This is a genomic window from Paenibacillus sp. FSL P4-0113 (assembly GCF_038009305.1).
GTDB lineage: Bacteria > Bacillota > Bacilli > Paenibacillales > Paenibacillaceae > Paenibacillus > Paenibacillus polymyxa_D.
Genome location: NZ_JBBPAZ010000002.1, coordinates 111,701 through 125,303, shown reverse-complemented (window position 1 = coordinate 125,303; position 13,603 = coordinate 111,701). Strand labels below are relative to the sequence as shown.

Genomic DNA, 13,603 nt, shown 5'->3' with positions numbered 1-13,603 from the left:
TGTAGCATAAACTAGCTTGTTTAAAGCACAGTACCAACACTCACATTACACCAGCAAGCCACGAAAAAAGAGCAAAACGCAGTCCATTCGCCATTACGGGCCGGGACTCCCCGCGGACTGCCCTTTGCTCTTACTTTGTGCCCCCTGCTTGCGTAACCCGTCCGGGCTGCTCAGGTACCGATTACGATTCTGCCAGCTTCAAACGGTTTAAAGCTACTGCCGCCGCTTGCTGCTCTGCTTCTTTTTTGGAGCGCCCCGTACCTGCCCCTAGCCGTTCGCTGTCCATATATACCTCGGCTACAAACTCGCGCTCATGGGCTGGTCCGCGCTCCTCTACAATCTTGTATTCAAGCATCCCCATGTTATGATGCTGTGTCAGTTCCTGAAGCTCTGTTTTGAAATCACTCATCTGAAGTTTACCATTTAATACAATTTGAGGAAAAATATAATGTTCCAGAAACGAACGGACGGCCTCCAGACCCTGATCCAAATAAAGCGCACCTACGAACGCTTCGAATACATCAGCCAACAGAGCCGGACGAGTACGTCCACCTGTCAACTCTTCACCTTTTCCAAGCAGCACATATTGCCCGAACTCAAGCCCGACAGCAAACTTCACCAGAGAAGGCTCACAGACAATAGCTGCACGCAGCTTGGTGAGTTCGCCTTCGGGTCGGTTAGGGTACTGATTGTACAATTGCTCGGACACCGTCAATTCCAGAACAGCGTCACCTAAAAATTCAAGACGCTCATTGTCTGCATGCTGACTGAACCGATGTTCGTTTACGTAGGAAGCGTGCGTAAAGGCCTGCTTCAGAAGCTGCCGATTGTTGAATTGAATATGAAGTTTCTGCTGTAATTGCTTCAAGTCTCCACTCAACGAACTGACCCCTTATGCTTCATATTTTTTTAGAATAACCGTAGCATTGTGACCGCCAAAACCAAAGGAATTGGACATAACCACATTCAGTTCCGCTTTTCTCGGCTTATTAGGTACATAATCAAGATCGCATGCCGGGTCTTGATTATCCAAATTAATCGTTGGCGGAATCGTCTGATGCTGAAGGGCGAGACCACAGATCACGGCTTCAACGCCGCCCGCTGCACCCAATAAATGCCCTGTCATCGACTTAGTTGAGCTGATCGCTACCTTATAGGCATGATCTCCAAGCGTTTTCTTAACTGCTTCCGTTTCGGATTTATCACCGACTGGCGTAGACGTACCATGTGCATTGATATAATCAATCTCTTCAGGATTCAATCCAGCGTCACGGATCGCCATTCTAATGCAGCGTGCTGCTCCCTCTGGATCAGGCTCTGTCATATGATGAGCATCGCCAGAAAGACCGTAGCCAATCACTTCACCGTAAATACGCGCACCACGCTTCAAAGCATGATCCAACGATTCCAGAATAAGAACACCAGAGCCTTCGCCCATAACAAACCCGTCTCTTTCGGTATCAAAAGGGCGGCTTGCCTTTTCAGGCTCGTCGTTACGCGTGGACATCGCTCGCATGGAACAAAATCCAGCCATACCAATCGGACGGATAGTCGCCTCAGCTCCTCCGCAAATCATGGCGTCTGCGTCACCGCGCTGAATCATGCGGAAGGAATCGCCAATAGCATGACTGCCCGTGGCACAAGCCGTAACTGGTGATGTATTTGGGCCTTTAGCACCGAGCGAAATCGACACTTGACCGGAACCCATATTAGCAATCATCATCGGGATGAAGAAAGGGCTTACGCGTTTAGGTCCTTTTTCAATCAGTGCGTTGTGCTGATCTTCCCAAGTTCCCAATCCGCCAATACCGGAACCGACAGATACACCAACACGCTCAGCTTCAGCATTTTCTCCGATTACAAGTCCGCTGTCCTCAAGCGCCAATTTACTAGCAGCAACCGCAAACTGCACAAAGCGGTCCATTTTACGCGCATCCTTACGTTCAATATAATCCTCTGGATTAAAATCTTTAATGGAAGCGGCTATTTTCGTAGTGTACTCACTTGTATCGAAAGCTTCGATTTCACTGACGCCGGATTTTCCGGCCATCAGATTATCCCATAGTGTGTTCAAATCCTGTCCCAGCGAAGTGATTACACCCATTCCTGTTATGACAACACGTTGTTTCAAAGATAATCACCTCTATGTCTACTGCATATTGTATTTTAAGACCGCACACTTTTGTGCGTAAAAATAATATAGAATCAACTAAAGTTAGTAATGCGGCATACTTCTCAGCCTTTGACTAAGTTAAGCTGAACCAAACTCAAAAACACGCAGCAATTCCGCCTTTAGTTCAATCTGTATAATTAGGAGAAAGTCCCGCCTGTAACAGAACGGGACTTTTGATGACATGAATTAGGTATGAGATTGTATGTACTTCACAACTTCACCTACAGTTGTAATTTTCTCTGCATCTTCATCAGAGATTTCCATATCAAACTCATCTTCCAATTCCATTACCAATTCAACTACATCGAGAGAATCAGCGCCTAAATCATCTTTAAAAGATGCTTCAAGTGTAACTTCGGCTTCGTCGGCTCCCAAACGGTCAACGACAATGCGTTTTACGCGCTCCAATACATCGGACATCCGGCTCACCTCCTCTTAGGTATTATACGAAAATTACAATTAAAATGCCATAGAAGAGAGTTTTCTTTGACAACTCTTCATCGGGGCATGCAGATTGGCAACATGCTACTACATATACATGCCGCCATCCACATGCAAAGTCTGGCCCGTCATATATGAGGAAGCATCCGAGGCCAAGAACAGCACCACGTCAGCAATTTCCTCAGGCCGTCCAAGACGGGCCAGCGGAATACCGCTAAGCATATTGTCACGCAAATCATCAGCCAGTACCTGTGTCATCTCAGTATCGATGAATCCGGGAGCTACACAGTTCACTGTAATACCTCTCGATGCAAGCTCTCGAGCAGAGGATTTGGTAAGACCAATCACCCCTGCTTTAGCAGCAACGTAGTTGGCTTGTCCTGCGTTGCCAAGGACACCAACCACGGAGGAGATATTGATAATTCGGCCAGAACGCTGTTTCATCATTGGACGTGTTGCCGCCTTAAGACAATTAAACACACCCTTCAGATTCGTTTCGATCACCTGATCGAATTCCTCTTCCTTCATGCGCATGATTAAATTATCTCTTGTTATGCCGGCATTATTCACCAGGATGTCAATCTTGCCCCAAGCGCCAATCACATCCTTGATCAACTGATCTGCTTCGTCAGCGCGACCGACATTAGCCTGAACTGTAATAGCCTCCACACCTTTGGCACGAATCTGCTCAGCTACCTCAGTCGCAGCCGCTTCACTGCCAGCATAGTTTACCGCCACATTAGCGCCTGCATCAGCCAGCGCCAGCGCGATACTACGGCCAATTCCGCGCGACGCTCCCGTAACGAGCGCCGTTTTTCCACTTAATGGCTTAGACATCATAGTCCTCCCTTGCAAGTATATAACCCGTTAAGGCAATGATTATACTTTTAACGGGCCTCCAAGGCTTCCGTTACAGAAGCAATCGACTCCAGGCTACTTATATTATACAGCTTAACCGTTTTGTCGATTTTTTTAACCAGTCCAGTCAAAACACTTCCCGGTCCAAACTCAACAAAAGTGTCAACACCTTGTTCCAGTAGCCATGCTACACTGTCTTCCCACAGTACCGGAGAATAGACCTGATCCACCAACAGTTGGCGGATTTCACTCCCCTCACGTACAGGTTTAGCTGTTACATTAGCCACCACCGGAATCTGAGCTTCAGAGAAAGTTACAGTCCCCAACTTGTCTGAGAGCTTGGTCGCTGCTTCCTTCATCAATGACGAGTGGAAAGGACCGCTAACCTCCAGAGTAATAGCACGCTTGCCGCCTGCTTCCTTCACACGTTCAGCGACAGCAGCTACGCCCTCCTTCGTACCAGATACAACAATTTGTCCAGGACAATTGATATTAGCTAGTTCGACCAGTTGACCAGACTCCGTAATATCACGGCACAATGCTGTCAATGCTTCACGATCAGCTCCCAACACAGCAGCCATACCGCCTTGTCCATCAGGAATAGCCTGTTCCATAAACTGACCACGTGCACGAACAGTCTCAACCGCATCCGCAAATGCAAGGACACCTGAAGCAACTAGCGCGCTGTACTCTCCTAGACTGTGTCCAGCTACATAATCGGGATGAATGTCCATTTTTTCCTTGAACGCTTCATACAGCGCAATGCTCGCCGTTAACAGTGCAGGCTGCGTATTGGATGTTTGCTTCAAAGCTGTGTCTGGCCCTTCAAAAACCAGTGTGCTTAGTGCGAACCCTAACCGTTCGTCCGCTTGGCGAAATACTTCTGTTGCAGCTGGAACTGCTTCATAAGCATCTTTAGCCATACCTACAGCTTGTGAACCCTGACCGGGGAATATAAATGCCGTTTTGCCCATCGTGTATGCACCTCTCTATATCCAATGCTTGTCCTGTAAAACACTACACAAATTCAATATTATATCAAAAATTCCATCTTATTACCAGACAAGAACCGACGCTCCCCAGGTCAAGCCACCGCCAAAGCCCACCATTAATACACGGTCGCCTTCCTTCATGCGGCCTTCCTCAGCTGCTTCTACTAGGGCGAGAGGGATTGATGCTGCGGATGTATTCGCATATTTATGAACATTAACAACTACCTTTTCCTCTGGCAAATCCAGACGTTGCATCGCCGATTGGATGATGCGAACATTGGCTTGATGTGGAACGAACAGATCAATATCATCTTTGGACAGCCCTGCTTTTTCCAACACATCAACCGTTGCCGTTCCCATAACACGAACCGCGAACTTGAACACTTCGCGTCCGTTCATGTAAATATAGTGCTGTTTATTCTCCAGTGTGTCTGCACTCGCAGGCAAACGCGAGCCACCAGCTTCCAGCTTAAGCAAGGTTCCACCTGCACCTTCAGCCCCGAGATCAAAGGATTGGAATCCTCTGCCTTCAGGCACTTCGCCAATCACTACAGCTCCTGCACCATCTCCGAATAGGACACAGGTATTGCGGTCGGTATAATCTGTAATCCGAGAAAGACAGTCTGCCCCAATGATTAACGCATTATTATAAATACCTGTCTTAATGAAGCTCGTTGCCGTAGCCAGTCCGTATACAAAACCCGAGCATGCCGCAGACAAATCGAAAGCCGCTGCGCCTTTGGCTCCCAGTTTGTCCTGAAGAATGCAGGCAGTTGACGGAAACGCCATATCCGGTGTAACCGTAGCTACAATAATTAAATCCAGATCCTGTGCCGTCATACCCGCGGACTCCAACGCCTTAATTGCTGCTTCATAAGCTAAATCAGATGTAGCCTGCTCTGGAGCTGCAATATGGCGCTCCTGAATCCCTGTACGGCTGACAATCCATTCATCACTTGTTTCTACGATTGCTTCCAAATCTTTATTCGTCAGAATTTTCTCAGGTACGTATTTCCCTGTTCCGATAACACCAACCGGCCGTAATTTATTCATATCGTCACTCACTTCCTGCTGATTTCCTTGGATATACTTTCCACCAACCGGTTTTGCAGGGCCGTACGAGCCTGCCTTACCGCATTTTTGACGGCAACGCCGTCAGACGAACCGTGACTTTTCAGGACGAGTCCACTCAAACCCAGCAAAGGAGCCCCACCATGCTCTTTATAATCCAATTTACCTTTCAGACTGCGGAGCTCAGGCATAATCAAGGCTGCCGCAAGCTTGGTCTTCAAGGATTTGGTGAATTGCTCTTTTAAGAGAGAAAATATGGCCCCCGCTGTACCCTCTAGTGATTTTAGCATGATATTTCCAGCAAATCCATCACACACCAGTACGTCGCAATTCCCAGTTAACACATCTCTCGATTCAACATTACCCACAAAATGGACAGGTAACTGCTCAATAAGTGGAAATGCCAACTTCGTCAGTTCATTGCCCTTCCCAGCTTCGGTCCCCACATTCAGCAGACCCACCCTTGGAGAAGCCACACCGTGAACTTTCTGACGATACAAGCTCCCCATCAGTGCATACTGGGCAAGATGCTCAGGCTTGGCATCCATATTGGCTCCCAAGTCAAGCGCCAGAATACCCTGATCGTCAATCGTCGGTATCATCGGCGCGAGAGCCGGACGTTCAATGCCCTCCATTCTTCCAACCACCAGCAACCCCGTGGTCATTAGCGCGCCTGTATTACCTGCAGATATCATGGCATCCGCTTCGCCTTCTCTGACCATTCGACCAGCTACGACCATTGAAGCATCCTTTTTGCGGCGCACTGCCTTTACAGGCTCGTCCTGCGCATCTATCGTTTCGGATGCATGGCGAATGCTGAGGTTCGTCGGCAACGCTCTACCGTTCAGAACCGATTCAATTCGTTCCCGGTCACCAACCAGCGTAATGTCCGTATCCTTCCATTCCGCCGCCGCAGATAGCGCGCCCTCTACTGTCGCCTCAGGAGCATTATCTCCCCCCATGGCATCAATGGCGATCCGCATGCTGACTTCCTCCTTCGCTATACTCTTCCTCCGTGGAGCGATAAATGACAAAGTTGCCTTGGAACACCATTTCTTCTCCTACGTAGGCGAAAACTTCCACTTTAGCCTTCCCTTTTTGTTCTGGATTTGAACGTACATATGCCTTGGCAATGCACTTTTCACCTAAATGAACCGGGCGGACAAAGCGTATATCCGCTGATGCAGTCAATGCTATCTCATCATTAATCACAGCAACGGCCAATGAATTGGCCTGAGCAAATACATAATGCCCCCGCGCAATGCCAGTACGCGAAAAAACATGTTCCTCTTTAATCTCAAAAATCGAAATACCGCTTCGATCCAACTGCAGATCAACGATATCCCCGATCACTTCATGCAAAGGCAAGGAACGAACCTGGTCGTAGGAGCGCTCAGCCATCAGCTTTAGCCGTTCCCGCAATTCCGGGATTCCCAGCTCCATCCGGTCCAGCCGAATAGTCTGAATACTCACCTTCAGCTGTCTTGTCAATTCCTGATCCGTTACGAATGGATTATCATCAATTAATTGAGTCAGCCGCTGCTGTCTCTGTCTCTTCGGCAAACGTTCGATGTCAGTGACGCCTCCTTTCCCTACAATAAACCATCGTTCAGACGACAGTTCGGGTTACTTTACTTCACTTTCTAACGGCGAAACTTCAAGCCGATTTGTCTTCTTGTATGTATAAAGGAACCCCTTCGGCCCTTCTTTCTTAGAACCTGGTACTAAAACAGTATATAGCATGCTGACGTAAAAAGGAAGCATGCAGACAAAAAAAGTAGCGCCTCACTGAAGTGAAGCGCTACTTTTTCTGCGAAGATTCCAAAGAATCCGCTTATCGGACATTATTGAGAGATGATCTCTCTAGCTTTGTACGTTCCGCAAACTTTGCACACATGGTGAGCAAGTTTCAATTCGCCGCATTCGGAGCATTTCACCATACCTGGTACTGCCAGTTTAAAGTGAGTACGACGTTTGTCGCGACGAGTTTTGGATGTTCTCCGTTGAGGTACTGCCATTATTCCCACCTCCTTAACCAGATCAACCCCGCATAACGGGTATGACTTCTTATCTCATTCAAGACTGAAGAAAATGCCAGAAGCAATTATCTTACAGCCGGTGAATCAAGCCTGCAACATCCACGCATCGGTTCTGTAACTTTCCGGCACAAGCGGATGATGATTTTTCAGAATTGAACTCAATTCTCATTTAAAAAAATCCTTAAGCCCTGCCAGACGCGGATCAATCTTTTCCGTATCGCCATCGCTACTGTCATCGGAGCCAATACTCCAGTTTTGTCCGGTCTTTGGTGCGATTCCCTGACAATCCTCACTGCACAAAGGCGCAAACGGCACATGCAGTACAAACAGTTCTTCACAATACGGTGCAATGTCGAAGGAGTCCTCCGTCACTGCGATAAAATCGCCATCTTCATCCTCCTCTTCAACACTCGAAGAGGTTTGCTTGAACCGTTCACGGAATTCAATCTTTAAATCCTCGTGCATCGGGCTTAAACAGCGTGAGCAGAGCATGTCCAGACCTGCGGTCAACGTGCCTTCCACGCTCATCAACCCTTGACCCAGACTAACGGCGACCAAGTCGGCCTCCAGCGGGGAAACGGCCGTAACATCAGCACGATCATCCACCAATTCACTCACATTAAGAGATTCACGGATAGGAAAAGGACCGTCACTTGTTGCTACTTTGCGAAAAAATAGTTGCATCACTATCACTCCAAACAAACAAAAATTATTATACCGACTGATCGAGTCGTTTGTCAACACCTTTCACTTTACACCACTCACAAATCCACCGGTTTTCCAATGGTTCGACAAGTTTTATGCAGAAGCAAAAATGCATTGTGCTAAACATGTACTGATGAGTATTCGTACCCCCGCCACTCTTCGTGTACAATAATGCGAGTATAAAGCTTTTTCGTCCAGGTCTCAATGGTCTTGTTCATGCCGATGCTGAAAAATCAGTATAGCTGCCCTGAAAACAATCATTCACGGGTACTTAACCATTATTGTCAAAATAGTTATCCAATAAGCTACTATAAGAAAGGAGCCGACATACGGTCTTGAAAACACTCGGTATGATTGTAGAGTACAATCCCCTGCATAACGGACATGTCCATCACTGGGAGGAATCTCTTCGCATCACTGGTGCACAGCGCACAGTGGCTGTGATGAGTGGTCCTTTCCTTCAGCGAGGTGAACCCGCGATTACAGACAAATGGTCCCGCACCGAAATGGCACTCGCCATGGGTGTGGACCTCGTTCTGGAGCTGCCTGTGGCCTATGCCGTCCAGCCTGCAGAATGGTTTGCCCGCGGAGCAATCGCCCTGCTCCATGCGACAGGCATCGTAGACGCGCTCTGCTTCGGCAGCGAGAGCGGAGACATCGCCCCGCTGCGCGCGCTGGCCCGCGTGCTGGCGGCAGAGCCGGCCGAGCTCAAGGCCGGCATCGCGCAGCGCCTGAGTAGCGGCGCGAGCTATCCCGCTGCCTACGCGGGAGCCGCAGCCGCGCTCGCGGCCGAAGGAGCGGACGGCGCTGCGCTCGCCGCCCTCATGCAGCAGCCCAACAATACGTTGGGGCTGCATTACTTGATTGCGCTGGAACGGCTGGGCAGCACAATCAAGCCCTTCACGGTAGCCCGCACGGGATCGGGCTACCATGAAGCCGTGGCCCCTGCGGACGGAGTCATCGCCAGTGCCACGGCCATTCGCCGTCTGCTGCTGGACGGCGGGCCGGAGGCCGCGTCGCCATACATACCTGCGGCGACACTGGGGATTTTGCGGCGCGAGTGGCAAGCCGGACGCGCACCGCTGCATTGGGAAGCGTTCAGCCAGCCGCTGCTGAACGCCCTGATCACACGTAGCTCGCAGCAGCTGGCGGAGCTGCACGAGGTCACCGAAGGGCTGGAGCATCGTCTGCGACAATCGCTGTACACGCTGCCCCAGCCCTCTGTGGAGGCCCTGCTCGCCGCGATCAAGACAAGGCGCTATACTCGTACGAAGCTTCAGCGGATGTGTGCACATATTTTGCTGAATCATGCCAAAGCCGATATGACTCCGGCTGAGCTGGCGAAAGGTCCGGGCTATATCCGCGTGCTTGGCTTTAACAGGGCTGGACGCGAACTGCTGGCACGTATGAAGCAGACAGCTACCCTTCCGGTATGGGTCAAGCTGTCTACCGGATCACATCCTCATCTGGACTGGGATACAGCCGCAGCCGCCATACATGCAGCCGGGATGCCACGCCCCGCCATCCGCGACATGTATGCTGATTACTTGCGACCGCCCATTATGGTTTGATGGGCAGCTTTTCCATATAATTCAGCGCATCGCCAAGTTTGCGAACCGGAACAAGCTTCATCCGGGTTCCAATTTGCTCAGCTTTGGTCTTGGCCTCTTTATAATTATCCGCAGGGACGAAAAACAAATCCGCACCCTGACGGTCAGCAGCAACTATTTTATACTTTGCACCACCAATCGCTCCAACCTGACCGTCCTTATCAATGGTACCCGTACCGGCTACACGATATCCCTTACTCAAATCACCTGGTGTCAGTTGGTTATAGATTTCCATGGTAAACATCAAACCTGCCGAAGGACCGCCAACATCCGTAGATGTAAAATGAATCGTTTTACGTCCATCCTTCGGCTCTACCTTCTGTACCGTGGCAATACTGACGCCAAATCCGGAACGTTGCTTGCCCGTCTCACTGTCCGTAATGGTCGTTAAAGGAGCTTGCACGGACAGCAACTTTCCATCGCGCTTTAGCTTCACTTTAGCCATTATTCCCGGTTTTTCGTCCTCCAAAGCCTTCCGAATGGAACGATTATCGGTCACCCTCACGCCGTTCAGCTCCAATATTTCATCCCCGGGGTCAAACACGCTGCTCGATCCCGGGACCTTAAATACATACACGTAATCCGGCACAATGCGATAGGGGACATGGGCACGGGTGTAGGCAGCCTCCATCGCGGAAGACTGGGAATCCCCCATATACCATACCTGTTCTGCCGCATATTCGTCTTCACTTCTTCCATGCAGACGATCCTCTTTGCGCTGAATCTCCGAATTGCGGTCCAACTTGGACAGGCCCAACATGATAACATTGGCATAACGCGCCGATACCGTCGTCATCATAAAGGCCCCCCGTTCGATGCTGTCACCCTCCCGAACTCTAACCATCGGTTTAATCTCATTTGCCCCACCTGGTCCGTAGATCAGATAAGGGGTTGGCATATAGACCAGCACATAGACCATTGCAGCCAGCATTAAGACATAACCGGTTGTAAAAAAAGCTCTTTTCCGGTTTATTCGTTTCATTGCTTCTCCCCCCTTCCAGCCTAACTTCTCCCATCTTATCCAAGTGCCTCTGTGCACCTGTTCTCAAGCCTTTCAAAAAAGCATACATTATTTACGACAACGTATACGAACAACCTATCCCAAGACAGCGAACGTGAATAAACGCTGGAGATAGCATCCGACTCTCCTTAGCATATTTATGAGAGGTGAATTTTTTGATGCAAAAGGAAGCCCATTCCGCTCCTTATTGGACAACCGTACTGCTTGGCCTCGGAGCCATTTTGCTTGTACTGGCTGTTGTCGCCTCACCAGAAAAAGTATTTCAAGCCTCTACTCAAGGCCTTAAGCTATGGTGGAATATTATTTTCCCAGCTATGCTACCTTTTTTGATGCTGTCCGAAATGCTCATCGCCTTTGGTCTAGTACATGGACTAGGTGTCCTGCTGGAACCGTTTATGCGATTCTGGTTCCGTCTACCCGGACGAAGCGGCTGGGTGTTGGCCCTCGGCCTGACCGCGGGATTCCCGGCTGCTGCGGAAGCAGTACGCCAATGGTCACAACAGGAAGATATGACCGCGCTTCAGCTTCGACGTCTAACCGCCATCGCTCATTTCTGCAATCCGATTACCATCCTGCTCGTCATCGGGACAGGGCTACTGCACAATGCTGCCGTAGGCGTGATGTTACTTGCCGTTCACTGGATTTCCGGGCTGCTGGCAGGCTGGATCACCGCCAGACTACCTGTATCGTCCAAAGAATTGCAAAAACGGGAAACGCCAGCTGCCCTTCGGCGCACCTCAGTTTCCCGTACTTCTCCCTCCCTGATCCGATCCGCATGGGAAGCTACCCGTTCTGCCAGAGAACGGGACGGCCGCAGCTTCGGAAAACTGTTGGGCGAAACCGTATCCCATGCTGTACAGACGCTGATGGTGACAGGTGGATTCATTATTTTCTTTTCCGTACTGATTCGACTGCTGTCCATATACACAGGCCAAGGATCGCTTTCTTTCATATGGCCTGCTTGGATGGAAATCCATCTGGGTTCCTATGAAACCAGCCGTCTGCCCTACGATCTCCGTACACAAGCAGCGCTGATCAGTGCTGTGTTGGGCTGGGGCGGCCTGTGCGGCTGGCTTCAAATTACCGCCGTCACCAGACCTTCCGACAAGGGTATCACCTTCACCTTGTCACGAGTGCTCCATGGGATCATTGCTTTTGGACTTACCTTGGCGACATGGGTCCCGCTTAACCGCATCGTCAGCAATACAATTCCCGCTTACGTCAGTCGCAGTTCTGTGTCTTCTTTTGCGGAAAGCGTAAATGAATCCGGCACGCATCCTGTCATGGCCGAAGCCAGCAGCTTACTAACACAAATAGAAGGAACATCTATGTACCCCTGGCAACTAACCGTACTGTCCATTGCGCTGCTGGGTACAATTATAGTTACCCTGCTGGCCTTTTCCTTTATGACTTCATGGTGGAGCCGCCGCGATTTGCGTTGACCTTTGCACGCAGCGCGTCTTCCACCTCCGGTGCCACCAGATCTACAACCTTGCCATCAAAATGCGCAATTTCCTTCACCATACTGGAACTCAGATATGAATAAGCCGGATTGGTCATCATAAAGATCGTTTCCGCATCCGGGTTCAGCTTATGATTTGTAGAGGCTAATTGCAGCTCATATTCAAAATCAGTCACCGACCGGATTCCTCTGACAATAACTTGGGCCCCTTTTTGACGTACATAATTAGCTGTCAAATCACGGAAGCTGTCCACCTCAACGTTCGGGATATTGCGAGTTACCGTTCGCAGCAGCTCCATTCGTTCCTCAAGTGAAAACAGCGGATTTTTACTAATATTGTTAAGAACCGCGACAATCAATAGATCAAACTGTCTGGCTGCTCTTTGAATAATATCCTGGTGCCCCATTGTCACAGGATCAAAGGTTCCCGGATATACGGCAATACGTGGTTTGTGCTCAATCATGATGGTCCTCCCCGTCTGATTCGATGATGCCGAACTTGACCACTCCGGCTTCTGTATGTTCTTCGACATCCGATAAAGCATCGGCTGCAAAATGATAAATGGATAACGCCGTTTCCCCATAGACTGCTTTTCTAACCTGTTCGAACGGCCCGAAGCTTTCCGGATATTCATGTCCCGATTCATACTCCAGCACGATGATTGCATCTGAACGAAGCAAGTTCAATTCAACCATACGGCTCATCAATTCATCTCCGTGTTTGAGACGATAGGGCGGATCCAGAAAAACAGCATCAAAAAGAGCTCCACGTTTTGCCAGCGCCTTGAGCGCTCGTCCGGCATCATTGCGGAACACTTCGGCCTGTCCTTCCAATCCAGTTTTTCGCAAATTTTCTTTAATGACATCAATGCTTTTGGATTCCATATCAATAAAAACAGCCTTGTCCATCCCCCGGCTAAGCGCCTCTATACCCAGGCCGCCACTGCCAGCAAACAGATCAAGTGCGACTCCCCCATCAAAATAAGGACCTATCATGCTAAATAGCGCTTCCTTGACCTTATCCGTGGTTGGCCGCGTCCCTGTGCCGGGAACTGCCTTTAACGGCCTTCCTTTGGCACTACCTGATACCACTCTCACGCTGAAACTCACCTATTTTCTATATGTGTTCATAACCATAGATTATGACGCTATCGTACCACATGCACCGCCGTTTGAAAAACTTAGGATGAGGCAGGTATAAAAAACCATTCCCTGGGCATCCTTAGGATAT

The 13,603-nt window shown here is 49.5% G+C and carries 15 protein-coding genes; 2 read left to right on the top strand and 13 right to left on the bottom strand.

Annotated elements, in window-relative coordinates; all coding sequences use genetic code 11:
* Positions 1-181: 181 nt before the first annotated feature.
* From rnc to MKX46_RS25095, 10 genes are all read right to left on the bottom strand, one after another.
* On the bottom strand, positions 182-880 hold the full coding sequence (rnc, locus tag MKX46_RS25140; RefSeq protein WP_029515003.1) for a ribonuclease III: 699 nt from the start codon (positions 878-880) through the stop codon (positions 182-184).
* A gap of 12 nt (positions 881-892) precedes the next feature.
* Entirely contained in the window at positions 893-2,131 is a 1,239-nt protein-coding gene (gene fabF / locus MKX46_RS25135) for a beta-ketoacyl-ACP synthase II (protein ID WP_029515005.1), read from the bottom strand.
* A 228-nt stretch (positions 2,132-2,359) separates the two neighbouring features.
* The gene (locus MKX46_RS25130) at positions 2,360-2,593 is read right to left on the bottom strand and encodes an acyl carrier protein (protein ID WP_007429985.1); all 234 of its coding nucleotides are present in this window, start codon (positions 2,591-2,593) and stop codon (positions 2,360-2,362) included.
* Positions 2,594-2,701: 108 nt separating this feature from the next.
* Positions 2,702-3,451: a 3-oxoacyl-[acyl-carrier-protein] reductase gene (fabG, locus tag MKX46_RS25125; protein ID WP_039274753.1), complete on the bottom strand. Its 750-nt coding sequence runs from the start codon at positions 3,449-3,451 to the stop codon at positions 2,702-2,704.
* Between the two features lie 50 nt (positions 3,452-3,501).
* Complete coding sequence (fabD, locus tag MKX46_RS25120) at positions 3,502-4,446, bottom strand: ACP S-malonyltransferase (RefSeq protein WP_165147628.1); 945 nt, start codon at positions 4,444-4,446, stop codon at positions 3,502-3,504.
* An 81-nt stretch (positions 4,447-4,527) separates the two neighbouring features.
* A complete protein-coding gene (locus MKX46_RS25115; RefSeq protein ID WP_029515009.1) occupies positions 4,528-5,517 on the bottom strand; it encodes a beta-ketoacyl-ACP synthase III in 990 nt (329 codons plus the stop codon).
* Positions 5,518-5,525: 8 nt separating this feature from the next.
* Positions 5,526-6,518, bottom strand: a complete 993-nt coding sequence (gene plsX, locus MKX46_RS25110) for a phosphate acyltransferase PlsX (protein ID WP_029515010.1) — start codon at positions 6,516-6,518, stop codon at positions 5,526-5,528.
* Entirely contained in the window at positions 6,502-7,098 is a 597-nt protein-coding gene (gene fapR, locus MKX46_RS25105; protein ID WP_039274761.1) for a transcription factor FapR, read from the bottom strand. Before fapR ends, plsX begins: the two co-directional genes overlap by 17 nt.
* A gap of 281 nt (positions 7,099-7,379) precedes the next feature.
* Complete coding sequence (gene rpmF, locus MKX46_RS25100) at positions 7,380-7,553, bottom strand: 50S ribosomal protein L32 (RefSeq protein WP_007429979.1); 174 nt, start codon at positions 7,551-7,553, stop codon at positions 7,380-7,382.
* Positions 7,554-7,739: 186 nt separating this feature from the next.
* Positions 7,740-8,258, bottom strand: coding sequence for a YceD family protein (locus MKX46_RS25095; protein ID WP_340885077.1), 519 nt, complete (start codon positions 8,256-8,258; stop codon positions 7,740-7,742).
* 356 nt (positions 8,259-8,614) lie between these two features.
* On the opposite strand from MKX46_RS25095, the gene MKX46_RS25090 reads away from it, so the two are divergent.
* Positions 8,615-9,850, top strand: coding sequence for a nucleotidyltransferase (locus tag MKX46_RS25090; RefSeq protein WP_341071972.1), 1,236 nt, complete (start codon positions 8,615-8,617; stop codon positions 9,848-9,850).
* Here the strand turns inward: MKX46_RS25090 and MKX46_RS25085 are convergent.
* Positions 9,840-10,871, bottom strand: a complete 1,032-nt coding sequence (locus tag MKX46_RS25085; RefSeq protein WP_165147634.1) for a YlbL family protein — start codon at positions 10,869-10,871, stop codon at positions 9,840-9,842. The two genes, MKX46_RS25090 and MKX46_RS25085, sit on opposite strands and share 11 nt — an antisense overlap.
* Positions 10,872-11,068: 197 nt before the next feature.
* Here MKX46_RS25085 and MKX46_RS25080 point away from each other — a divergent pair, with 197 nt between their 5' ends.
* Positions 11,069-12,352, top strand: coding sequence for a nucleoside recognition domain-containing protein (locus MKX46_RS25080; RefSeq protein ID WP_341071971.1), 1,284 nt, complete (start codon positions 11,069-11,071; stop codon positions 12,350-12,352).
* On the opposite strand, the gene coaD is transcribed toward MKX46_RS25080, so the two are convergent.
* Together coaD and rsmD are read right to left on the bottom strand one after the other, a co-directional pair.
* Entirely contained in the window at positions 12,315-12,836 is a 522-nt protein-coding gene (gene coaD / locus MKX46_RS25075; RefSeq protein WP_029514739.1) for a pantetheine-phosphate adenylyltransferase, read from the bottom strand. The genes MKX46_RS25080 and coaD overlap by 38 nt on opposite strands.
* Entirely contained in the window at positions 12,829-13,470 is a 642-nt protein-coding gene (rsmD, locus tag MKX46_RS25070; RefSeq protein ID WP_029514740.1) for a 16S rRNA (guanine(966)-N(2))-methyltransferase RsmD, read from the bottom strand. Before rsmD ends, coaD begins: the two co-directional genes overlap by 8 nt.
* Positions 13,471-13,603 lie beyond the last annotated feature (133 nt).